Annotated in this window: 12 protein-coding genes and 3 pseudogenes; 9 read left to right on the top strand and 6 right to left on the bottom strand. The window is 51.9% G+C overall.

The window, feature by feature from the left end; translation table 11 throughout:
• Positions 1-130: 130 nt before the first annotated feature.
• A complete protein-coding gene (ydgH, locus tag GM30_RS07290; RefSeq protein WP_049848067.1) occupies positions 131-1,081 on the bottom strand; it encodes a DUF1471 family protein YdgH in 951 nt (316 codons plus the stop codon).
• Positions 1,082-1,613: 532 nt separating this feature from the next.
• Between ydgH and pntA the strand changes: the two genes are divergently transcribed.
• The 3 genes from pntA to GM30_RS07275 all read left to right on the top strand — a co-directional run bounded on the left by pntA (position 1,614) and on the right by GM30_RS07275 (position 4,858).
• Complete coding sequence (pntA, locus tag GM30_RS07285) at positions 1,614-3,140, top strand: Re/Si-specific NAD(P)(+) transhydrogenase subunit alpha (RefSeq protein ID WP_049848066.1); 1,527 nt, start codon at positions 1,614-1,616, stop codon at positions 3,138-3,140.
• A 10-nt stretch (positions 3,141-3,150) separates the two neighbouring features.
• Complete coding sequence (gene pntB / locus GM30_RS07280; RefSeq protein WP_049848065.1) at positions 3,151-4,539, top strand: Re/Si-specific NAD(P)(+) transhydrogenase subunit beta; 1,389 nt, start codon at positions 3,151-3,153, stop codon at positions 4,537-4,539.
• A 130-nt stretch (positions 4,540-4,669) separates the two neighbouring features.
• Entirely contained in the window at positions 4,670-4,858 is a 189-nt protein-coding gene (locus GM30_RS07275) for a YdiH family protein (RefSeq protein WP_038154034.1), read from the top strand.
• 47 nt (positions 4,859-4,905) lie between these two features.
• Here GM30_RS07275 and uspE read toward each other — a convergent pair whose 3' ends face one another.
• The 4 genes from uspE to ogt all read right to left on the bottom strand — a co-directional run bounded on the left by uspE (position 4,906) and on the right by ogt (position 8,107).
• Positions 4,906-5,856, bottom strand: coding sequence for a universal stress protein UspE (gene uspE, locus GM30_RS07270; protein ID WP_049848064.1), 951 nt, complete (start codon positions 5,854-5,856; stop codon positions 4,906-4,908).
• A gap of 150 nt (positions 5,857-6,006) precedes the next feature.
• A complete protein-coding gene (locus GM30_RS26050) occupies positions 6,007-6,366 on the bottom strand; it encodes a hypothetical protein (RefSeq protein WP_072091916.1) in 360 nt (119 codons plus the stop codon).
• Positions 6,367-6,645: 279 nt separating this feature from the next.
• Entirely contained in the window at positions 6,646-7,398 is a 753-nt protein-coding gene (gene fnr, locus GM30_RS07265) for a fumarate/nitrate reduction transcriptional regulator Fnr (RefSeq protein ID WP_124965872.1), read from the bottom strand.
• 193 nt (positions 7,399-7,591) lie between these two features.
• Entirely contained in the window at positions 7,592-8,107 is a 516-nt protein-coding gene (ogt, locus tag GM30_RS07260) for a methylated-DNA--[protein]-cysteine S-methyltransferase (protein WP_049848062.1), read from the bottom strand.
• A gap of 443 nt (positions 8,108-8,550) precedes the next feature.
• On the opposite strand from ogt, the gene smrA reads away from it, so the two are divergent.
• From smrA to GM30_RS27690, 6 genes and pseudogenes are all read left to right on the top strand, one after another.
• Complete coding sequence (smrA, locus tag GM30_RS07255) at positions 8,551-9,114, top strand: DNA endonuclease SmrA (protein ID WP_049848088.1); 564 nt, start codon at positions 8,551-8,553, stop codon at positions 9,112-9,114.
• Between the two features lie 343 nt (positions 9,115-9,457).
• On the top strand, positions 9,458-17,875 hold the full coding sequence (locus tag GM30_RS27115) for a SpvB/TcaC N-terminal domain-containing protein (RefSeq protein ID WP_476690687.1): 8,418 nt from the start codon (positions 9,458-9,460) through the stop codon (positions 17,873-17,875).
• Between the two features lie 103 nt (positions 17,876-17,978).
• Positions 17,979-19,532: pseudogene (locus GM30_RS27695) on the top strand (toxin TcdB middle/N-terminal domain-containing protein); the annotation flags it as partial.
• 122 nt (positions 19,533-19,654) lie between these two features.
• A pseudogene (locus tag GM30_RS28180) lies at positions 19,655-20,965 on the top strand (SpvB/TcaC N-terminal domain-containing protein); the annotation flags it as partial.
• 17 nt (positions 20,966-20,982) lie between these two features.
• Positions 20,983-23,007, top strand: a pseudogene (locus GM30_RS25455) (RHS repeat-associated core domain-containing protein); the annotation flags it as partial.
• Between the two features lie 120 nt (positions 23,008-23,127).
• On the top strand, positions 23,128-23,892 hold the full coding sequence (locus GM30_RS27690; protein ID WP_155483939.1) for an ADP-ribosyltransferase domain-containing protein: 765 nt from the start codon (positions 23,128-23,130) through the stop codon (positions 23,890-23,892).
• 46 nt (positions 23,893-23,938) lie between these two features.
• Here the strand turns inward: GM30_RS27690 and ushA are convergent, their stop codons facing one another.
• On the bottom strand, positions 23,939-25,501 hold the full coding sequence (ushA, locus tag GM30_RS07235) for a bifunctional UDP-sugar hydrolase/5'-nucleotidase UshA (RefSeq protein ID WP_049848059.1): 1,563 nt from the start codon (positions 25,499-25,501) through the stop codon (positions 23,939-23,941).
• Positions 25,502-25,503: the final 2 nt, after the last annotated feature.

Here is a 25,503-nt window from a genome sequence, read left to right as displayed (position 1 = left end):
TAATCGCATAAACATGGTGGATTACGCTAAGGCGCGGGATTTTACGAAGTGTCCAGGCTGCATGCAATGACATATGCATAATAAAATGAAAAAAGGCGGTAAAAACCGCCTTTTTGTGAAGGGTATTCGCTTATTTATACAGATCGGCACTGATAGTGATGTTGCCGCCGCGCTCCTGCCATTGACGCGTGATGTGGTAGTACTTCGCGCCTTTTTTCGCCGCACGTTTCGCGACCTGGTAGGAGATTTCGCTCATGTTGCCGTAGTTACCGGTGAACTTGATGCTGTCGAACGGAACCATCTGAGCAGCGGTGATTTTATTCACTTCTTCAATTTTTGTGCCGTCCGGCAGGGTGACAGTGTAACGCCCGCCTTTAGAGGACTGCGTTTCGAAGAAGCGACCCACGCCGGTTCCCATGCCCACAGAGGCACTGGTCGCCACGCCAGGGATTTCGACTTTCTTCGCTTCTTCACCGCCTTGTGCCAGCGCTGCGCGACCTGCATCAGAATCCGCCGGGATTGCGTCCGGGCTCTGCAGTACACGTTTCTTCGCATCGGCTTTATAAACGAATGCAGTCACGCGCTGGTTGCCGCCGTCATTCGCATCGACCTGACGAACGATAAAGAAGGAGGCCGCACCTTTCGCTTTCGCGGCTTTGGTGATGGCATCGTTGACGTCCGGCTGGCTGCGGAAGAAGCCCTGAACGGTTACGGTGTCAAACGGCTCAAGCTCAACGGCCTGTTCTTTCGGCAGCTCAGTCACGCCGTTAATCACGCGGTTAACCGGTTCGTCAGCTTTGCCTGCATCGCTCTTATAAAGATCGGCGGTGACGCGCCAGTTGCCGCTGTTACCAAAATCCGAGGTATCTACAACATAAAAAGAGGCAGCGCCTTCTTTATCCGCTTTGCGGGAAACGGCCTGTACCGCTTCGCCAATAGCATTAAAGCGGCCGGTGATCACGACGCGGTCGTAGGGCTTCAGTGCTGCCGCTTGCTCCGGGGTCAACTCGGTGGCTGCATTGGCTGACAGGGCAGTTGCAGACAGGAGTGCTGACGCCAGGAGTGTATACTTAAGCTTCATAAAAATAATCCTTCGCCTTGCGCAAACCAGATACTGGTAGTGTTGTTGAATAGAAACGTGGCTGATTATTGCATTTAATTCTGCTTGCTGTCTGCGCCATTTTTCATTTCCCGTGCGATGTCGATGACAGAGTCAGATAACGTTTAGCGATATTTTGGTGATATGTTGAAAAAACAGGCGGTTGAACAGTCAAACAGGTCATCGATACCACTTTTATAAGTTAATGTATTGTTAAAAGTGCATTTCTCCGCAGGCGATTGATCACGTTTTACCGCTTCGTTAGAGCGAATTATCAGGCCTCGTCATAAAATAAAGGTAAATATTGCTGCTGCGCAGTGCAGCGATGACTTTTCCTCAATAAATTCATAAATACTTTTTTCTTGATGTAGATCGCAGCCGTTATTTTCAGTAGGTTATAGACAGTTTGTTACTGTTTTATTTTTCAGGCTGATGGCAGGTTTGCGTCACGTTGCGACCCGCGTTAGCCGACGACTCAACAAACCATCATCACTTGCCGATGGAAGGGAATATTATGCGTATTGGTGTACCAAAAGAGAGGTGGGCCCAGGAAACCCGGGTTGCTGCGACGCCAAAAACGGTGGAACAGCTGCTTAAGCTCGGTTTCGAGGTCGCCATTGAAAGCAGCGCGGGGCATCTGGCCAGCTTTGACGACAGCGCCTTTGCGGCCGCGGGCGCAGAGATTGTGACCGGCAATGCCGTGTGGCATTCGGATGTCATTCTCAAGGTGAATGCGCCGACCGACAAAGAGATCGCGCTGCTCAATCCGGGCACGACCTTAATCAGCTTTATCTGGCCCGCGCAGAATCCTGAACTGATGGAAAAGCTGGCGGCGCGTAACATCAACGTCATGGCGATGGATTCGGTACCGCGTATTTCCCGTGCGCAGTCGCTGGATGCCCTGAGCTCGATGGCCAACATCGCAGGCTACCGTGCGATCGTCGAAGCGGCGCATGAATTCGGCCGCTTCTTTACCGGTCAGATCACCGCCGCAGGTAAAGTTCCACCAGCCAAAGTGATGGTGATCGGTGCCGGGGTGGCAGGTCTCGCCGCCATCGGTGCGGCAAACAGCCTTGGCGCGATTGTTCGCGCTTTCGATACGCGCCCTGAAGTGAAAGAGCAGGTGCAGAGTATGGGCGCGGAATTCCTCGAGCTGGATTTCGAAGAAGAAGCCGGCAGCGGAGACGGTTACGCCAAAGTAATGTCGGAAGCCTTTATTAAGGCTGAAATGGCGCTTTTCGCCGCGCAGGCGAAAGAGGTGGACATCATCGTCACCACCGCGCTGATCCCGGGCAAACCAGCGCCAAAACTCATTACCCGCGAAATGGTGGATTCCATGACGCCGGGGAGTGTAATCGTGGACCTGGCGGCGCAAAACGGCGGCAACTGCGAATACACCGTCGCCAACGAAGTGGTGACCACCGCCAGCGGCGTGAAGGTGATTGGCTATACCGATTTGCCGGGACGTCTGCCGACGCAGTCCTCTCAGCTGTATGGCACCAACCTCGTTAACCTGATGAAACTGCTGTGCAAAGAGAAAGACGGCACGGTCACCATCGATTTTGATGATGTGGTGGTGCGCGGCGTCACCGTGGTGCGTGAAGGAGAAATCACCTGGCCTGCGCCGCCGATTCAGGTGTCTGCACAACCGCAGGCGGCGAAAGTCGATACTGCGCCGAAAGCGCCAGAAAAACCGGCCTCACCATGGCGTAAATACGCGCTGATGGCGCTGGTGATTATTCTCTTCGGCTGGCTGGCCGATGTGGCACCGAGAGAGTTCCTTGGTCACTTCACCGTCTTCGCACTGTCCTGTGTCGTGGGCTATTACGTGGTGTGGAACGTGTCGCATGCACTGCATACGCCGTTGATGTCTGTCACCAACGCTATTTCGGGGATTATTGTGGTAGGCGCGCTGTTGCAGATCGGGCAGGGTGGCTGGGTCAGCTTCCTCAGTTTTATCGCGGTACTGATCGCCAGTATTAACATTTTTGGTGGTTTCACCGTCACTCAGCGCATGCTGAAAATGTTCCGCAAAGGGTAAGGGGTAACAAATGTCTGGTGGATTAGTTACAGCTGCATACATTGTTGCCGCGATCCTGTTTATTTTCAGTCTGGCGGGGCTTTCGAAGCATGAGACGTCCCAGCAGGGCAACTACTACGGTATCGCCGGGATGGCGATTGCGCTGGTCGCAACCATTTTCGGACCGGATACCGGCAACGTGGCGTGGATCCTCGTCGCGATGATCATCGGCGGCGCGATCGGTATCCGTCTGGCGAAAAAGGTCGAAATGACCGAAATGCCGGAACTGGTGGCAATTCTGCACAGCTTCGTTGGTCTGGCGGCGGTACTGGTGGGCTTCAACAGCTATCTTTATCACGAACCTGGCCTCGAACCGATTCTGGTCAACATTCATCTCACCGAAGTGTTCCTGGGTATCTTCATCGGTGCGGTGACCTTTACTGGTTCCATCGTGGCGTTTGGTAAGCTGCGCGGCAAAATCTCCTCGAAACCGCTGATGCTGCCGAACCGTCACAAAATGAACCTCGCGGCGCTGGTCGTGTCGTTCCTGCTGCTGGTTGTGTTCGTGCGTACCGAAAGCGTCGGGCTGCAGGTGCTGGCGCTGCTGGTGATGACCCTCATCGCGCTGGCGTTTGGCTGGCATCTGGTGGCGTCCATCGGCGGGGCCGATATGCCGGTGGTGGTGTCAATGCTGAACTCCTACTCCGGTTGGGCGGCTGCCGCTGCAGGCTTTATGCTGAGCAATGATCTGCTGATCGTGACCGGTGCGCTGGTCGGCTCGTCGGGTGCGATCCTCTCCTACATCATGTGTAAAGCGATGAACCGTTCGTTCATCAGCGTGATTGCCGGTGGCTTTGGTACCGATGGCTCTTCAACGGGCAGCGACGAAGAAACGGGTGAACATCGCGAAATCAGCGCGGAAGAGACTGCAGAATTGCTGAAAAATTCGCACTCCGTCATCATCACTCCGGGCTACGGCATGGCGGTGGCGCAGGCGCAGTATCCGGTGGCTGAAATCACCGAGAAGCTGCGCGCGCGCGGTATCAAAGTGCGTTTTGGTATTCACCCGGTCGCGGGTCGTCTGCCAGGCCACATGAACGTGCTATTGGCGGAAGCGAAAGTGCCGTACGACATCGTGCTGGAAATGGACGAGATCAACGACGACTTTACCGACACCGACACCGTGCTGGTGATCGGCGCTAACGACACCGTTAACCCGGCGGCACAGGACGATCCGAAGAGTCCGATTGCCGGTATGCCGGTGCTGGAAGTCTGGAAAGCGCAAAACGTCATCGTCTTTAAGCGCTCGATGAATACGGGCTACGCCGGGGTACAAAACCCGCTGTTCTTCAAAGAGAATACCTCAATGCTTTTTGGCGATGCGAAAGCCAGCGTGGATGCAATTCTGAAAGCGCTCTGATCGCCGTTATTGTTGTCAAAGCCGCTTCTCAGGAGGCGGCTTTTTTATTCACAAAATAATTGCAAATGGTCAAAAAACACCCAGGTCGATGTGTTATACTGGTCAGGATTTAAACACGAATGAGGATGTTATGGATACCGAAATAACCCCGGCGCAGTTGGCCATTGAATACCTTCGCCGCGACACCAGCCTGTTGACGCCCGCACAATACCTGAAGAAGCTGAAACAGCTGGAACTGGAATTTGCCGATCTGATGGCGCTATCTTCCAGCGAGCTGAAAGAAGAGATTTATTTTGCCTGGCGTTTGGGTATCCATTGACAGGATACATGATGAGAAAGCCGCTCTGAGAGCGGCTTTTTTTGTGGTTAATCGTCTTCTTCGTCGTCAAGTTCAACCGGTGTCTGATACTGCTCAGGTTTGAGCGCCAGCAGGTCGCAGCGCAAGTGGTCTATCACTTGTTCTGCCGTATTGCCGAGGAATGCTGCGGAAAGTCCGGTGCGTCCCACGGTGCCCAGCACCACAATCCCCGCCTGCAGATGTTCCGCGAGATCCGGGATGACCTCTTCCGGCAATCCTTTTTCCACGTGCGTCAGTTCTTCTGCAATGGAGAACTTCTGTCGCAGCGCTTTCATGGCCAGCAGATGCTGCCCGCGAATGGCGTCGTTATACACGCTGGGGTCAAAGTCCGGCAGTTCGATAGCAATGTTGATCGGTGTGACCGGGTAGGCGCCCACCAGATGGACTTCGGTATGGTTGATCTGCTCGGCCAGTTGCTGCGTCTCTTTAATCAGCTTAATGTTCAGCGAATCGTGATAGGGCTCTTCGCTGGCAAGGTTAACCGCAACCAGCGCTTTGCCGCCTTCCGGCCAGGGCTGATCTTTCACCATCCACACCGGGCACGGGCATTTACGCAGCAGGTGCCAGTCAGTTGGAGTGAAGATAACGGCTTCCAGTCGGTCGTGCTGGTGCGTCATTTTCAGCAGTAAATCATGACCGCCGCTGATGACTTCCTGGATGATGGCCTCAAACGGACGGTTGTGCCAGACCACTTTGATATCAATCGGGATCCCTGCTTCGAGGTAGTATTTTGCCTGCTCGCGGATCCATGCGGTACGCTGGCTAATAACCCCCTGACGCATCGCGGTACGCTCATCCGGGGAAAGCAGCGTCGTCATTTCATACGAAAAATCGTAGATCGGTAAGAAGGCCTTGATACGGCCCCCGATCCGCTGATGCAGATAAACAGCACGCCGTAGCGCTGGCTGGTCGTCCTGGTTCGGATCGATTGCCACCAGCATGTTTTGATACATTGCCATACAGGGTCTCCTTACAGCTGTAACTACATTCATTAACTAAAAGATAACCCATCTACGTAAAATGAAACAGCAAAGAGACGCAGTCAGATCAACAAATCAGAAAAAAGGGTGAGATGTTGCGACTTACGCATCTGTCTGTGCAGGAAGGCATTATTCCGGCTCCCGACGCTGATGACATAATGGAACACCATAAGGACAATATTCAAACTGGCAAATGTCTGTATCGTTGCAGTGACTGAGGAGTTCGTTATTATTACCGGGGCAGACTGACCGGACTGTGTAATATAACCATAGAGAGCGGGTGTAGGGAAAACAACTGATAAGCTTAATATCGCGTGGACGGCCATTCACAAATAAACCTAAATCACTGGTAGTTAACGTATTACCCGGGCGTAAAAAGTAAGAACCTTCATACCATACGATGATATCCAGATCCTCCGGCGTCGCGGCGACAGCGTATGCCGTGCCGCTTTCCGGGCACACAAGCATTTTTTTTATCTCCCAATGCATCTCACCTCCTTTATTCAAACAATCCATCATGATAAATATTAATTAACGATAGAACATCTCTCCTGAAATCGACAAGTCATCATGAGATTAACACCCCGAAGATATACGAGCCATAAGACATTACGCACAGTGTTTGATTAATATTAAAAAAGCGCGAGGTTATTATTCGTATAAAAGAGGAGTGGTGATATTAATTACGTATTTATAATATTACTGGATCGCGGACATAAAAAAGCCGGAACGGGGTCGTTCCGGCTATCGCGTGACGGGAGTAGGGTATCAGGCGACGTTGCGTGCCTGACCGGCCAGCAGCGCCAGCGCATCACTGTTTTCGATGGTGATGTATTTGCCTTTCACGGCCAGCATGCCGCTTTTCTGGAAGCGACCTAACAGGCGGCTGATGGTTTCCACCGTCAGGCCGAGATAGTTACCGATATCGCCACGGGTCATGGTCAGACGGAACTCGCGAGGAGAGAAACCACGCTGCGCGAAACGGCGAGACAGGTTATAGATAAACGCAGCCAGACGCTCTTCCGCATTTTTCTTGGAGAGCAGCAGGATCATATCCTGATCGCCTTTAATCTCACCGCTCATCAGACGCATCATCTGCTGGCGAAGGTTCGGCATTTTGCCCGACAGGTCGTCCAGCGTCTCAAACGGGATCTCGCAGACCATGGAGGTTTCCAGTGCCTGTGCGAAACTTGGATGATGGCCCGTACCGATGGCGTCAAAGCCGACTAAATCACCCGCCAGATGGAAACCGGTGATCTGCTCGTCGCCTTGCTCGGTAATGGTGTAGCTTTTGATGGTGCCAGAACGAATGGCATACAGCGATTTCAGCTCATCACCTGCTTTGAACAGGGTCTGTCCTTTCTGGATCGGCTTTTTACGCTCGATAATATTATCCAGCTGATCAAGCTCGTGCTCATTCAGCGTGAACGGGATACAGAGCTGGCTGATGCTGCAATCCTGACAATGGATTGCACAACCGCCAGACTGGATGCGTCGTATAATTCGCTTTTCCGGGATCATAAGTCTGCTCAAGCCGTAATTGATATTGGTCAATTTTAACATCTTTTTATAGCGCAAGTAAGTCTGTAGATCCCGATTCACGCAATATTAGAAAGTGAAAAAGTCTCAAAACCGCAACGTTTTGAAAAACTGGCACTTATTTTAAGGATTTTGAGCATAAGACTTACCAAACGGTTCCAGAAAGCACGGAACGTTAAAGCAGGAGGTAACCTTCGTGGCGTAACAGCCATTCTTTGCGCTGAACGCCACCTGCATAACCGGTCATGGTGCCGTTGCGTCCGATGACGCGGTGGCAGGGAACCACGACGCTTATCGGGTTAGAACCGTTCGCGGCGCCGACGGCGCGTGCGGCACCAGGGCGGCCCAGCATGTCAGCCAGTTGACCATAATGCATCACCTGACCGCAGGGAATGGTGCGCAGGATTTGCCAGACTTCACGTTGAAAAGGCGTTCCGGCGGTGGCGGAGGGCAGCGTGTTGATAATCGCGAGATCACCATCAAAATAATCGCGCATTTTCTGGCTCAGGCCGCCGGGATTACTGGCCGCGACGCGTTGATAACCCTCCACACGATAATGAATATCGAGCAGTTGCTCCATGCGATCGCTATGTTCTTCCCATTCAACGGCGCGCAGGTTAAATAACTCATCACACAGGATCCACAATGGCCCCAGCGGCGTCGCGATTTTATCTTCGAGTATTTTCAGCATCGGTGCCCTTTATTTCGCTGAGAGTGAGGGTGGTCTGACCAAATTGGTTGCCGACACGATATCATGCCATTTGCATCAACAACATACCCCGAAAAGAGACGTGCGTGGCAAATAAAAAATCAGGACCTGTCGACATCCGCCAGGCCCCGAAGTACACACAGCAATTCGTCCTTAATTTATACCCGCGCATTGCTCCCTGCGTGGGTTAATTAGAGTTATAGCGTTTCCAGGAAATATTTCCATGATTTTCTCATATTATTTCACATTGAATTAACAATATTGATAAATATTAATCTGCATGAATTCCCGTTAAGTGACATTTAATTGTTACTGAATGGCGCTAACGTGCGGGAATGTGCAGGTAAATCTCTCCAGTAAAACGCATTGTGACAGCGCGGTGACGCGGCTATAGTACTTCTTCAGACGTTGCTGGAGGATTGATGATGAACCTTGACGACAAATCGCTGTTTCTTGACGCCATGGAGGATGTCCAGCCCCTGAAGCGATGTAACGATGTGCACTGGCAGCCGAACCGAAACACCCGAAAGCCGCACACCCTCGACACCCTGCAGCTCGATAATTTTCTTACCACCGGTTTTCTCGATGTGATCCCGTTAGACACGCCGCTGGAATTTAAACGCGAAGGATTACAGACCGGCGTGCTGGATAAACTGCGGCAGGGGAAATACAGCCAGCAGGCCAGCCTGAATTTGTTGCGCCAGCCGGTGGAGCAGTGCCGCCAGCAACTGTTTGCCTTTATTCATCAGGCGTGTGCGAAAGGCCTTCGCAACGTGTTGATTGTGCATGGCAAAGGGCGTGAAGATAACGCTCATGCCAATATCGTGCGCAGCTATCTGGCGCGCTGGCTGACGGAGTTCGACGATGTCCAGGCGTTCTGTTGCGCATTACCACACCACGGCGGAAACGGCGCCTGCTATGTGGCGTTGCGCAAATCAGACGAAGCCCGGCAGGAAAACTGGGAACGTCACGCCAAACGCAGCCGTTGATCAACGGTAAATGTGTGACACTGAACACTTAGACGAATTTCATTTAAATAATGATCTTTTAAAGACTGATTTTGAATAATTCAAAAATTGCTAAACGCCAGAATCGCCTGGCGTTTATGTTAACTCATTAAAATTGGTCATTTTTAATGGTATCAAATTACCTGCCATTTTCCCTGGTTATTGGAGATAACTTCTACGCAACTTACGGGTGAAGGGTGAATAATCCTTTCAGTGCTACAATTTATCTGCCGCAGTAAAACTCGCTATATATCCTTCATATATTAATAGGTTAGCTCACTAATAGTTATCGTGGAGGCAGATTGTGTATAATATCAATGAACTAATGAGTAAAATTAATACAGATGACGTTAACACCTCTTCAATACAATTATCCTCTTTGTTTTCATTGTCTTTTCCAGAAATAAATGAACGTTATAAAGATGTGTTATCGTGGGGCGAATGTCGCTACCTTTACCGTTCGGCTCAACAAGAAAATAAAAATAATACATTAAGTGAATTGCACATTTTAAGCAGAGCGAATCCGCAGTTGCATCATTCTATACGCCTGGCGATTGCTAACTCACCTTTACAACGCAGCTATGACGACCTGTTTGAGCGGCGGGCACAAAAATTTGTCAGTCCCGATTCTGTCGCTTCAATGTTTTCTCCTGCTGGCTATTTGACAGAGCTGTACCGGGAAGCCAGAGATCTCCACGCTGCGGATTCCAGATTCAGCCTGAAGAAAAGGCGCCCCGATCTTGAACAGCTTGCACTAAGCCAGGCCAATCTGGATAAAGAGATATCTACGCTGTCGTTGTCTAATCAGATATTATTAGATAATTGTATGGCAACGCTGGGCGTAAAATATGAAGTGTTTATGGAGCAGTTATCCACATATCGGGAAACGGGTGACACACCTTTCCATCAGCCTTATGAGACTATCCGTGAGACTATTCTGCTAAAAGATAACTCTCTTTCAGCTTTTTCCAGAAATCCTGACGTGGCCGAATTAATCGACATTAATTCTCTACTGGCCGTGCAGGCAAATATCTCCCCAGAACTCTATCTTATTCTTAGCGAGGAAATTACAGAGGCTAATGCAGCCGAACTGTATAAGAAAAATTTTGGCGATCGTGATGTTAACTTCCTGATGAATATTGAAAGCCTGGCGGAATATTACGGCCTGTCGATAAAAGAGATGGTTTCATTAACCAGTTTGTTGGGGCATCGGGATTATAGTTCACCTGAGCAATATTACCGAAATGATACTTTAACCGCGCTGGTCATTGATGATACCGGCGCCACTGGTGAAATCGACCAGATAGTACGAAGCTACGGGGATAACAGCTACCAGATTCATTATGCTGAACTCTTTCCCCAAGGAGGGAATCAGTATCTCCTTAATTTCAGCTTTACGGATAACCGATCGGGTTCTTTTGCTATTGGCACCGGAGGGTATGGTACCCAGGATCTTTTTTACGCAGGGGATTTTGAATTTGTCAAAAATCAACATATCAGTCTCCCGGTTCAGATTCCGGCAGATAATGTTAAAAACGGTGTGGAGATCGGGTTTACCCGAGTGGGTGGCGGATACTATTCCACCGTGTCGTTTAAGCAGACATCCGTCTCGCCACGCGTTTTTATCCTCAACCTGAATAAAATTATCAGACTGTATAAGGCCAGTGGACTGAGTCCTGAGCAGGTTTATTTGATCGCATATAACAAAGTTAGCGACGAGATCTTCAATCCTGACGTATTACAGGCTTTGTTTCTGGTTGAGTATTATACCCGCCGCTATGCCATTGACGTGACGGATGCCCTTGTCCTTGGGCAGGGGAATATTAGCCGGGTCAGTGTGGCGAACCAAACCAGTTTCTTTGATACGTTGTTTAATACGCCACTGATCAATGGTATCTCATTCTCAGCTGATGACGTTTCTGTTAACTGGAATTCTGACGTTGCAGAAGATATTGCGCGTATCAGTATTTTAAAAAGAGCATTCCAGGTCACCGAAAGCGAGTTACAGCTCGTCTGGCGATTGTTAGCGGGTGAAAGCACGGTATTGATTTGCTCTATCGAAAATATTTCTGCGCTCTATTTTGGGGTGCTCCTTGCCAGGCTGCATGGTATTTCCGTCGCAGAGCTGGTGGCTCTGCTGTCGATATCGCCATGGTCAACGACTCCGTTAAATTCACTGGACGCGGCAAACAAAATCAAACTGGTCGAGTTTGTTTATCGCATTACTTCATGGATAGCACAACAGGGATGGTCGGTTGCGGATGTCTATTTAATGCTGACGAAGACGCACAGCACGGTTATCACCCAGGAGATAGAGAATCTTATTGCGACGCTGCGAAGTGGAATGGGCGGTCACCGTGAAACGGGGACGGCATTGCTCGCACAAATAGCTCCCTTTATTGCTGCTGCCGTACAGCTTAATTCCAGTGATAGCGCAAAATCGCTGTTGTTATGGGTTGATCAACTCAAACCGCAGGGCCTGACAACAGAAACCTTCATTGATCTTGTTCTTAAGGATGATATCAGCGACCAGGAGACGAAGGATCTGGTGGCATTTTGTCAGGTTCTTGGGCAGCTCTCGCTGGCGGTTCGCCTGACAGGTATTAGCCCTCCTGTTTTGTCGTTAATGATTTCCTCACCGCAGCTTTTTCAGCAGGGATTAACGTCGTTGCCATGGGATTTGACGTTGTTATTTGCGCTCACCCAGATTCATGATGCCATATTGAAATGCGGTGAAAATGCCAGCCAGGTTATCAGGGCTTTTAGCGAAGGCGTGTTAACGCCGCAGATGCTGGCAGAGGCGATTTCTAAAGACCCGCTTGCGATGTCCCAGGCGTTAAATATTGTCAGGGGTGGCGACGCGGAAACCTATAAAGATTGGGCCGAAATTGGCATTTCGCTGCAATGGATGGATATTTCTGAAACCCTTGGCTGTTCACCGGACACGATTGCCGCCCTGTTTACATTACGGTATATCAACGTCACCGCAGAGGCGCAACCTGCCTATAGCGAATGGGTCAGCGTCAGTAATATGATCCAGGCCGGTCTCAGTCAGGCTGACACCGCAACCCTTTATTTAACGCTTGATGAACTCATCAGTACCTCCCTTTGTGCTTATTACATCAAGCTCATCAATATGCCTGAGGTTATTGATCGCGACAGCCTGTATTCCTGGCTGCTGATCGACAACCAGGTTTCCGGGAAAATTAAAACGACCGCGATTGGCGAAGCGATTGCCAGTGTGCAGCTGTATGTCAATCGTACGCTAAACGGGCTTGAGCCTGGGGAAAGCCTGGCGGTGAAGTCACGACAGTTTTTTAAAGACTGGGATACTTACAATAAAAATTACAGTTCGTGGGCGGGTGTCTCTGAACTGGTTTACTTCCCGGAGAATTATGTCGACCCTACCGTCCGTATCGGGCAGACCGATATGATGGATGAAATGCTACAAACGCTGGGGCAGAGTCAGCTCTCCGTTGAAAACGTTGAATCGGCATTTAAAACCTATATGTCGCGCTTTGAACGGGTGGCAAATCTGGATGTGATCAGCGGCTATCATGACAATCTTTCCACCGGAGAAGGAACGACCTATTTTATCGGCAAAGGTATTTTGGATGGTGAAAAATATTACTGGCGCTCTCTACAACAGCATATGCTCGATTATGGTAAATATCCGGCAAACGCATGGGGGCAGTGGAAAGAAATTGGTACTGCGATCTCCGCCTGGCGAAATATTATCCGCCCGGTAGTCTTCAATCGTCGACTTTATATCTTCTGGATTGAAAAGCAGGTGGCTGCTGTTTCGGACGGAAGCAGTGTCAGTGAAACCAGTGAGTATGTCCTGAAACAGGCTTTTATTAAACATGACGGAACCTGGAGCGTTCCGGTTGTTTACTCTTTTTCGGATGCATTTATTGCAGACGATATGCCATCTTTTGCTGATGTGAGTATGAGTGCCATTAACGAGGATGATCTGCAGTTTGTTCTTCTTTTTTACAAACCCGCTGCGACGGAAGATGAAAATAAATCAAACCCTTGCTCGGGGATGATTGTTTCTGCCGATAATGAGATTCATGGTTTAGCCGAGTCTGATGCTGCAATATACAGAAACTTTATCTGGAAACAGTTTGACCTGACCGGTTGCAAGCGTATCAGTAAGTTTTATTCTAAAGACGCCTATTCCATGGGGGTGAATTTCTCATGGACTCATGATATTGCCAGCGACAATGGGAGTGGTGGTGTACGTGGCGGGAAACTTACTCTCAAATCGCTCACCGTTGACAGTGATAGTGTCGATCTCCTGATGGATGCCAGTCTGCGATACATTCCGACGATTTATGATCAAACAACTACTTATGCGAATTTAATCAAGCGTTACGGTCAGAATGGTGATGTTTTTTATCTCAAGTCTGGAGTGCCCTGGTCAGTTATCTATCCGGCAATAAGAATTAATGGTACAACCAAAGAACTCATCTGTTACAGCAGCGAGAACCGAACTTCATTATATTGTGTATATACAAACCCTGATGATATTGCTACGGCATTTAGTATGACAATACCGGCAGACGGAGGTGGATATTATCGCGCGGCCATCTCGCAGGATTTTTCTTTAGATTCAGGCATGTTCTTTATCATGAAGTCTGAAACTGATGATACGGATACGGTCTTTCTTACCGATCCCTATGACAAAATTTCCCTGGGCGCGGAAAATAATAAGGTTGGTCTTTCTTTTTCTTATAATGCCGTTAAAGAAGAACACCTCGCTTCCAGTGATATTCCGTCAGACCAGTTGCCTGATTTTTCGTTGAGCGAAATGATCTACCCCTATACAGGAGTAACGCTCAGCGTACCGTTAGACGTATTAGCCACAAGCACTAACAGTACAATAGAAGTGAGCGTAAGATTTTTTGTGCTGGATGCCGCAGGTGGCGTATTAGGTGAGCAAAACGGAACCTTCCGCCTGCGTCAGGTCGTTCTTGATAATGATCAAATCATATCCTTGTATCGACAGGATAATGGGAGCCAGTACTTACAACTAGGATGTTATCGTACGCGAATAAATACCCTTTTTGCCAGACAACTGGTTGCAAGAGCTGATTTAGGGCTTAACGCTGTACTTTCAATGGAAACTCAGTTATTACCTGAACCAAAATTAGGAAAGGGTAGCTATGTTACTATTACTTTCCCTGCGTATGATGCAGCTGTTCATGGTACTAATGCTAATGTTACTTTGAGTATTTCTCCTTTCTCCAGCCAGAATAGCGCAACAGAATATATATTCTGGTCAGGGGTATTACAGGATTCACCATTGCAAATTACACTTTTTGTTCCAACATCCCAGATATCATATGGCGATCCTGTACAGTTTCCAGAGGACAGAAATAATGGGTTAGCTGTTTTTTTGACATGTCAGATGGGAAATTATTACCAGGGGGTTTTTAATAATATTACACAAACTGATTTATCGCTGACAGGGTTTACAGCCAGCACCAGTGCTGTAGCAGCCAGGGATGTAAAAATTGTATTGGCTCAACAAAATACCGAGCCTATGGATTTCAGCGGTGCCAACGCGCTCTATTTCTGGGAAATGTTCTTTTACGTCCCCTCTATGGTCTTTTTGCGCTTATTACAGGAAAGCCGCTACGAAGAAGCCACCCGCTGGATGAAATTTATCTGGAGTCCGGAAGGGTACCTTGGGGAAAACGGTGAAAAAACGACGTGGACATGGAATGTGCGTCCGCTTGAAGAGGACACCTCCTGGAATGCGTCGCCTCTTGATTCGGTCGATCCTGATGCGGTTTCCCAGTCTGATCCGATGCATTATAAAGTGGCGACTTTTATGCGGGCGCTGGATTTATTAATTGCCAGAGGAGATGACGCCTACCGCCGACTCGAACGCGATTCGCTGAATGAAGCGAAAATGTGGTACGCACAGGCGCTGAATATCCTCGGCAAAGAACCTTATGATGCCTTACTGAAAGGCGGGTGGTCCGATCCAGTGCTTTCTGATGCCGCCAGCCAGACGCTGCAGGCAAGCTATCAGCAACACATGCTGTGGGTCCGCACGCCGGATCTTTCTGGCGTCGAGGAAAGAACCGCCAACACGTTAACAGGCCTGTTTTATCCTCAACAGAACGAAAAACTGACCGGTTACTGGCAAACGCTGGCCCAGCGGTTATACAACCTGCGTCATAACCTGTCTATCGACGGGCAACCACTTTCATTACCGCTTTATGCCACGCCAGCCGATCCGGCATCTTTGTTAAGTGCGGCGGTACTGGCATCCGAAGGTGGGGGGGATTTACCTTCAGTGACCGATATCCCGCTGTTTCGTTTTCCTGTTTTGCTGGAGACGGCCAGGGCCACGCTTAACCAGCTGATGCAGTTTGGCAATCAGATACTCACCCTTACCGAGCGTCAGGATGCCGAAGCGCTGTCCGAACTTCTGCAAACCCAGGGTGCTGAACTGGCGCGAAATAGCATCCTGCAGCAGGATAAAAATATCGCTGAAATTGATGCGGATCGGGAGGCGCTGGAGGAGAGCCGGCGCGGCGCTCTGGACCGACGGGACAGCTACAGCCACCTTTATGATGAGAATGTTAATGCCGGTGAAACACAGGCGATGGAGCTTTATCTGGCCTCTTCGGTGACGGCTGCGGTGGGCACAGGATTGCAAATGGGGGCCGCCGCCCTGGATATGGTGCCGAATATCTACGGGCTTGCTGTGGGGGGAAGCCGTTATGGCGCGCTGTTTAATGCGTTCGCGATTGGCACACAGATAGCCTCCGACGGGACGCGCATTGCGGCAGATAAAATCAGTCAGTCGGAAATGTACCGGCGTCGTCGTCAGGAATGGGAAATTCAGCGAAATAATGCAGAGGCTGAGATCAAGCTGATTGATTCCCAGCTTGCTTCACTGACCGTTCGTCGAGAAGCTGCTGTGTTGCAAAAATCGCTGGCAGAAATGCAGCAGGCGCAGACCCAGGCACAGCAGGTTTACCTGCAAAACAAATTCTCCAGTAAAGCGCTCTATAACTGGCTCAGAGGTAAGCTGGCAGGCATTTATTATCAGTTCTACGACATTGCAGTGACCCGGTGTCTGATGGCACAGCGCGCATGGCAGTGGCGGTTCAATGATAACAGTGCCAGCTTTATTCGTCCGGGTGCCTGGCAAGGGACTTATGCGGGGCTGCTCTCTGGCGAGACGTTAATGCTGAATCTGGCGCAAATGGAACAGGCATGGTACGCCCAGGAAGAGCGACTGCTTGAGGTCAATAAAACGGTGTCGCTTTCGGCGGTCTATAGCGGTTTATCATCCGGGGCATTCAGTTTTGCCGACAAAGTCACGGAGATTATCACCGCCGGCTCGGGAACGGCGGGCAGTGGGGGAAACACCGTGGAGATTACGTCGGGTCAGCTCGTGGCGACGATAAAGCTTTCCGACCTGAACATTCGCGGCGATTATCCGGATGCTCTTGGAGCAACCCGTCGAATCAAGCAGATCAGCGTCACACTGCCCGCGCTGGTTGGCCCTTATCAGGATGTTCGTGCGGTGCTCAGCTATAGCGGCAGCGTGGTGCTGCCGAAAGGATGTTCCGCCATCGTGGTGTCGCACGGTATGAATGACAGCGGCATTTTTCAGCTCGATTTCAACGACCCGCAACATCTGCCGTTTGAAGGCATTCCTGTCGATGATACAGGGGGGCTGACGCTCAGTTTTCCAGACAGTGCCGGAAAACAGAAAGCGCTCCTGCTGAGTCTGGACNGAGAGAAGGGGTGCAACATGCTTAATCAACATCTGCCTTTGCTGACGCCGCCTTCACTTCCGACGGGAGGCGGTACGGTCACGGGTTTAAAAACCGAACTTGCCAATGCCGGACCTGATGGCGCCGCCACGTTCAGTATTTCATTGCCGGTAACGGCTGGTCGGGGTTATGCGCCGACGCTGGCGCTGCGCTATCACAGTTATGCCGGAAACGGCGCTTTTGGAATCGGCTGGTCGCTGGATCTCCCGACGATCAGACGGCGGACGCGTCTGGGAACGCCGTCATATAATGATAACGACGAGTTTATCGGTCCAGATGGTGATGTTATTGTCCCTGAGCTTCTTTACGGGCAACCGGTTCAGCGGCAATCGGATGTCTTATTGGGCGAATCACTGACGGTAATGTATTCCGTCACTTCCTGGCGTTCGCGACTTGAAGCCACCTACACGCGCATGGAGCGCTGGTCACCGCAGACGCAGGATTCAGCAAACATAACCGCATTTTGGGTTTTTTATTCACCCAATGGTGAAATCAGTCTGTTTGGCCGGAATCGCCAGGCGCGCATTGATTCTGGCGATCAAAATGAGGTGGCCATCTGGTTACTTGAATCCTCTGTTTCGCCGTCGGGGGAGCAAATCTATTACCAGTATCGTGCTGAAGATGATGTGAACTGCGACGCGTCGGAGATCGAAGTGCATCCTGACAGCACGGCACAGCGTTATCCCGTAGCAATCTATTACGGCAATATCCACGCGGGTCGAAAATTGCCCGCGCTCATCGCCACACCGCCTGCCACCGACTGGTTGTTCATTCTGGCGCTGGACTATGGCGAACGCGATACGGATCTCACGATTCCGCCAGTCTGGCAGACGCCCGGAGAGGGAANGTCCCCCTGCGTATATTACCGGTCTTACGCTGGAATACCAGGAGACACCAACCCTTGCCACACTCACATCTGTTCGCCAGGTGGCGTATGAGCCGGAAGGCACATTACGTGCGCTGCCTCCCTTAGCGCTGGGGTGGCAAGCGCTTTCCGCTCCGGTATCACTGACCTGGCAGGAGCGGCAGGATTTAGCCAACATGAATCCATTACAGCCCTATCAGATGGTTGATCTGAAGGGAGATGGCGTAGCTGGGATCCTCTACCAGGATGAGGGCGCATGGTGGTACCGGGCGCCGGTCCGGTTGCCGGGAGACGATCCTGATGCCATCACGTGGGATGAGGCTGAATTGCTGTCACCGATACCTGTTCTTCGTGACAACGGCGTGCTCATCGATCTTGACGGCGATGGTTATCTGGAATGGCTGGTGGTTACTGCGCCGGGTGTGGCGGGGCAATACAAGCAAACCGCCGAACGAGAGTGGCAGCCGTTTGTTCCGCTGTCATCGTTGCCCATTGAGTATGCGCATCCGCAGACACAGCTGGTGGATCTTGCAGGAGCCGGTCTGGTGGATATGGTGCTTATAGGTCCAGACAGTCTTCGGCTGTATGCCGGTAACGGCGAGGGCTGGGACAAAGCGAAAACCCTGCTTCAACAGGCCGGACTGCCACTCCCCGTACAAGGAAATGATGACGGCAGGATGGTTGCCTTCAGCGATATGGCGGGCAGCGGGCAACAGCATTTGGTTGAAATACGGGCTGAGGAGGTTCGTTACTGGCCAAACATCGGCCATGGCCAGTTTGCTTCTCCTGTCATCATGCCGGGTTTCAGTCAGCCATCGGAGACATTCAATCCGTCTCAACTGTACCTGGCCGATATCGACGGTTCAGGGACGACGGATCTCCTCTATGCGCTCAGCGATCATCTGCTGATCTACCTCAACCAGAGCGGAAATCGTTTTGCCAGTCCGATGCGCGTTGATTTACCCGATGGCGTCCGTTTTGATCGGACCTGTACGCTGCAACTGGCAGATATTCAGGGGCAGGGCATTGTCAGCCTGGTTTTGACTGTGCCTTATCCCGTCCCGAAACACTGGGTATGTCATCTCTCCACGTCAAAACCTGGGTTGTTGAGCACCATAAACAACAATATGGGCGCGCGCCACACGCTGCACTACCGGAGCTCTTCTCAATACTGGCTGGATGAGAAAGCCGCGGCCTTGGCGGCCGGGAAAATACCTCCCTCCAGTACCATGCCTTTCGCCTTACAAACGCTGCAGAAGATGGACATTCTGGATGAAATCACGGGAAATCAACTGGCGACGACCATCGCTTACCGACATGGCGTGTGGGACAGTCAAGAACGAGAGTTTCGCGGATTTGGCCTGGTGGAAGTGAGAGATACTGACGTTGCTGCCAGTCAGGGAACAGCAGGAAATGTCAGCATGCCCGCCGTTAATCGCAGCTGGTACGCAACGGGTTTTGCGCAAGTCGATGACCTGTTGAAAGAGGAATACTGGCAGGGCGATGCCGGGGCGTTTTTGCTGTTTACGCCGCGATTCACCTCGGGAAGCCGGGAAGGCGAGGTGCCGTACTCCCCCGGGGAAGATGAGCTGTTCTGGTTAAGGCGGGCAATGAAAGGGATGCTCCTGCGCAGCGAACTGTATGGCGATGACGGGAGCGAGCAGGCCGCAATTCCTTACACGGTCAGTGAGTTTCGCCCTCAGGTCAGGATGGTAGAGCCCGATGGACGTTATCCCGTCGTCAGGCCGATGACGATCGAGAGTCGGGTCTATGTCTATGAACGGGTCAGTGCCGANGTCCCCCCCCCGCCAGCAGTCCTTATCCCGATACGCTACCGGAAACGCTTTTCGCCAGTAGTTTTGATGATCAGCAAAAAGCGCTTTACCTGGATGTGCAGCACAATAGCTGGCATGAATGGCGAGATTTGTCCGCAGGACAGTGGTTGTATGGCATCAGCAATAACACCCGCCATGACTGCTTTAGCCGTCCTGCAACAGTTGTGCCTGCGGAGGGGCTGACGCTGGATGACATCGAACAACACTACGCGCTGTTGTTTGATCCTTCTTCCGCGACGTTTACCGGGCAACAGCAGTCCTGGTATCAGGACGGTCAGCAGCAGCCCACCATCACNNCCCGGGTTGCTTTTACCGAAACGGCGGTTCTGGATGAAAATATCCTCTCAGCCCTTGAGGGAGATATTACCGAAAGCGACCTGGCACAGGCGGGCTACAGCACTTCCGCTTATCTTTTTCCGCAGGACTGGGACGAGGGAACCACAGTCTGGACGGCCCGACACGGACATACTGCTTACGCACCGGCTGACCATTTTTTCCTTCCCACTCGCTGGCGAAGCGCACTGCTGACAGGCGAAATGGTCGCCGTACGGGATCGTTTTGATTGTGTGGTCGTGCAGATAACCGATGCCGCCGGGTTCACTACCTCAGCGGAATATGACTGGCGGTTCCTGACACCTCATCTCATCATCGATGCGAACGCCAACCGTCGCACCGTTACGCTGGATGCGCTGGGGCGGATAACCAGTTTCCGATTCCGCGGCACGGAAGACGGGGTCATGACCGGTTATAGCGATCAATCCTACACGCTGCCTGAGACCGCCGATGAGGCCATTAACGTATCGGCCCCCATTCCGGTGTCCCGGAGTCAGGTTTACGTTGCAGACAGCTGGATGCTGACAGGCAATGCGCGGCTACCGCCGCATACGGTCACCTTAACAACCGACCGGTATGACAGCGACCCCGATCAACAAATACGTCAGCAGGTTGTCTTTAGCGATGGGTTTGGGCGCCCGCTACAAACCGCCATCAGGCAGGCCAGCGGTTCCGCCTTACAGCGAAATGACGACGGCAGCCTGGGGGCAGAGGCGGAGACTGACTATCGTTGGGCGGTTTCGGGGAAAACAGAGTATGACAACAAAGGTCAGCCGGTCAGGCAATGGCAGCCCTATTTCCTCAACAGCTGGAAGTTTGTCAGCAATGACGCTGCCCGCACGGGGCTGTATGCCGACACCCTCTACTACGATCCACCTGGCCGGGAATGGCTTACGGAGACCGCAAAGGGCGGGTTGCGCCGTACGCGTTATACGCCCTGGTTTATTGTCAATGAAGATGAAAATGATACCTCAGGTGATAACGTCACTCACTGACTACTGGAGTAACATCTATGACTCCCGATACCGTTTATCATCGTACGCCCTCTGTCAGGATCCTCGATAACCGGGGGCTGACCGTACGCAACATTGAATACTATCGCCACCCGGACACACCGGAGGCGACGGAAGAACGGATCACGCACCATCACTATAATGCTCAAGGGTTTCTCACAGAGAGCGCGGATCCCAGGCTGTCTGCTGCCGGTAGTGTCAATATTGCCTACCTGACTGATCTCACCGGGTCGGTGCTGAGCACCCGGAGTGTGGATGACGGCGTTTCGGTGGCCTTAAATGACGTCGCCAGTCGGCCTTTTCTGTCATTAACGGGTATTGCGCTGACGGCGAGCGGAACGCTGGACAGGCAGCAGGTGGTGGTTCACCGCTGGGAATATGAAAATGATACTTTGCCGGGGCGTCCGCTTAGCGCCACGGAACAAACCGCAGAAGGCACGCTGCGCGTTACCGATNNGCTTTGTCTGGGCCGGGGCGTCTGCCGATGAACAAGCGCTCAACCTCGCAGGGCAGTGTATCAGCCATTACCATACGGCGGGGGTCGATCACATCGATCGTGTAGCCCTGACGGGCGCACCAACATCGGTAACGCAGCGCTTGCTGAAAGAGGCTGATAACCCTGCCGTCGTTGCCGACTGGCAGGGCGCAGACAGTTCGGCCTGGAATGATCTATTAGCAACAGAATCCTGGACAACCCTGTCAACAGCCGATGCTACCGGCGCACCATTACTGACGGAGGATGGCGCGGGCAACCGCCAACGCGTGGCATATGATGTGGCCGGGTTATTACAGGGAAGCTGGGTCACTGTTAAAGGCGGCCAGGAGCAGACTATCGTCAGGTCATTAACCTATTCCGCCGCCGGTCAGAAACAGGGTGAAGAACACGGCAATGGCGTTGTCACCACGTACCGCTACGAGCCGCAAACACAACGTCTGACGGGGATAAAAACCGAACGCCCCGCAGGACATCCCGCCGGGGCGAAAGTCTTTCAGGATCTGCAATATGAGTACGATCGAGTAGGTAACGTCGTCAGGATTGCCAACACTGCGGNGGGCGCGAAATGGCGGGCATCGCGCAGCAGAACCACGTGCCGTCACCAGCCACCGTGCCGCTGCCCGCCGATAACACCGTGTTTACCCACTATTCCCGTAGCTACCTTTATGATCCCGGCGGAAATCTGCAACAAATTCGCCATAGTGCATCTGCGTCAGGGAACAATTACACGCTGGATATCACTGTCAGTGATCGCAGTAATCGGGCCGTTCTGAATACGTTTACCGAAAACCCTGCTGATGTTGATGGGTTTTTCACTGCCGGTGGGCAGCAAACGGCGATATTGCCCGGTCAAACTATCAACTGGACCGCGCGGGGTGAGGTGGCACAGATTACGCTGGTAACGCGAGCGGAGGGGGCGAATGATACGGAGAGTTACCGCTATGACAGCAACAGCCAGCGCCTGGTAAAGATCACCCGACAAATCACCAGCAACAGTGAGCAGATCCATCGTGTTTACTATCTCCCCGGGCTTGAGCTTCGCACGGTCGCGACCGGAGACACCGAAACTGAACGTATGCAGGTCCTGTGCATCGGCGAAGCGGGAAGGGCGCAGGTACGGATACTGCACTGGGAGAGTGGAAAACCGGCGGACATGAATGCCGATCAGGTGCGCTACAGCTACGATAATCTGCTCGGCAGTAGCGGTCTGGAGGTTGACGGCGAGGGCAATCTTATCACGCAGGAAGAGTATTACCCTTATGGTGGAACCGCGGTGTGGACGGCCAGAAGCCAGCAGGAAGCCGCCTACAAAATCCTCCGCTATTCCGGCAAAGAACGGGATGCCACCGGGCTTTACTATTACGGTTACCGTTATTATCAACCCTGGACAGGACGCTGGTTAAGCGCCGACCCCTCTGGTGTTTCATCGGGGTTGAATGTTTACGCGTTTGTGAATAATAACCCGCTCTCGTTTATTGATGACATCGGGCTTCAGCCATGGCCCATTTCTGAGGGTTTACGCGCGCAGATAGCAAACCGCTATCGCCCCTATGAATTACGTTCGGGTAGCGATCCTGTCTATCAGACTGCGTTGAGAAAGCGGCACTTCTGGAGTAACGATCAAAACAGCCTGGGTAATCGGATCCTCATGGATAAGCGCATCAATCCATTTGCTGAGTCCGTCACCCCCCAGGCACAGCCAGAACACGATCAACTGGTCGCGTCATCCGTTGCCAGCGGCGCGGTCGGCAGGCTGAAAGAGAGCGAACGCAATATCATCAATCTCTACAGCCAGGAATCATTGCCGTTTCATACCATCACGTTGGGTTTTCGGGAACTTAACGAACAGGAAAAAGCACAGGGATACCATATGGGACAAGGGGTTGAACTTATCAATGCCCTGGCGCAATTGCCGCCTTATCATGGTAAAACCTATCGTGGCGCCTTTGTCGAGAAGGGCTTTACTTACGCGACTGCGGGCGTACCCGTCACTCGTAGCATGACCACCGCAACGGCCAGAGATGGCGATCGTCGGGCCTGGCAGGTCGGTGATTACGTGACAACGAAAACCTTTTTCTCAACCAGCGCTGCGAAAGGCGTCGCTGCAGAATTTATCATGCGACAACGTTTTGGCTCGGCCTTCTATGCCGATACGGCAATTCTGAATATTGAGGGCAGCAGTGGGCGAAATATCACCGAGTTGACGCACATTAAGCAGGCGGAAGTTCTGTATCCGGCTTACACCGTCTTCCGGGTGAGCGAGGTGCAGAAAGGGGAGTTCGGGCTGGAAATCGGTCTGCAGGAAGTGGGTGAAGAGATATGGCATAACCCGAAAGCCGTTATCCGTGATTATCGTTATGGGGCGATAGTCAAACAACGACCCGCCCATATGATCCCCCATCGGGCGGCCTGACGACATGGGTTGCATTGAAAAGAGGGGCACACGCCCCTCTTTTCACTTACAGCGGGAACTGCCGCGCGATATACGATTTCAGCACTTCGGCGTCGACGTACCCCGTGTTCACATAACCACGATGTTTGCTCATTTCAGGATAGCCATCACCGCCGTTGGCGTTATAGCTCGGCAGGCTCATGCGATACCGTTTGTCGCGCTCCAGCGGTTTACCATTAATGACAACGTCAGTGACGTGACCCTTTACGGGCTTCCACGAAATCCCATGGAGCTGGGCATACGCGCCCGAGCCAGGCGTTTTAAAGACCACGACATTCAGATAATCAATAATCTCCTGACCGGTTAACTCGACAGAGGTGAGCGTGTTGCCAAAGGGCTGCACTTTCAGCACATCCCGCCAGGAAACCGGGCCCGCCACAATCGAACTGCGAATGCTCCCGCTGCTGATGATGCCGAAATCGGCACCGGTTTTCTCCATTTGCGCCTGAATAATCAGCCGCCCCATATTGGTCTGGCGATTTCGTACCTGGTCGCGATCGCCTTCCAGCTTGTGGCTTACCTTCCCTAATGGGGCGGTAAGCTGCCCATCAACCTGCTTTTTCATACTTTCGAGCAACGTGTAAAGCGCCTGCACGTTTGCGGTTTTTTCACCTTCGGGGGCGACAACGGGTAATAACTGATAGCGCAACAGTGTCAATTTTCCGGCCTTCAGACGAAAATCGGCGCGCCCGAGATAATGCCCGCTATCCAGCGCCTGGAAGATCCAGATGCCGTTCTGGCGATCAGGCTGACATGATGCTTTTTTATGCCAGTCAGCGTCTAACTTATCGCCGTCAAGGCACACGGCGGTATGCGAATGCCCTCCGATAATGAGATCGACGCTGCCAGGCGGCAGTTGCCGGGCCAGGGTGACGTCACCCGGCGCATTTGAACCATGGTGACCGTTGTAGTAATAGCCCAGATGCGACAGCGCAATCACAACATCCGGCTTCGCATTACGCATCTCTGCCAGCACTTTCCTGGTTTCGCTGACCGGTGGTCTGAAATCAAGGTTCGCCAGGATCTGCTTGCTGCCCACCACTTTGGTATCGACCGTGGTTAACCCCAGCACCCCGATTTTCAGCTGGTTCTTCTGCAGAACCGTGTAAGGCGTAAATGCGCGCTGCCCGGTGGTGGTGTTATAAATATTGGCCGACAGAAACGGGAAACCCGCCCATACCTGCTGTTGTTGAAGTAGCGTCAGTGGATGATCGAATTCATGGTTTCCCAATGTCATCGCATCGTAACCTATCTGCGCCATCCCTTTGAAATCAGGTTCAGCCAGCAGCAGATCGGATTCGGGGGTGCCCGTATTCACATCTCCCGCGTCAAGCAGCACCACGGTGCCGTTCTGCGCCGCCACCTCCTGACGAATACGTTCAATCATCGCGTAGCGGTTAGCGAGCCCCTCGTTGCCGGACTTGTTTTGCCACCAGGCGCCATGATGATCGTTCGTATGCAAAATAGTCAGTAACTCCCCATTTTCGTTTCCGCTCTGGCGGCTACAGCCAGAGACGGAAATCAAAAAGGGAAGGGCGAGAATGACGAACAAGTACCTTAAAAAAGCCATTT

This window comes from Trabulsiella odontotermitis (genome assembly GCF_001188485.1).
Classification (GTDB): domain Bacteria; phylum Pseudomonadota; class Gammaproteobacteria; order Enterobacterales; family Enterobacteriaceae; genus Trabulsiella; species Trabulsiella odontotermitis_A.
The sequence above is the reverse complement of the archived record's forward strand: the minus strand, read 5'-3'. Positions and strand labels throughout refer to the sequence as shown.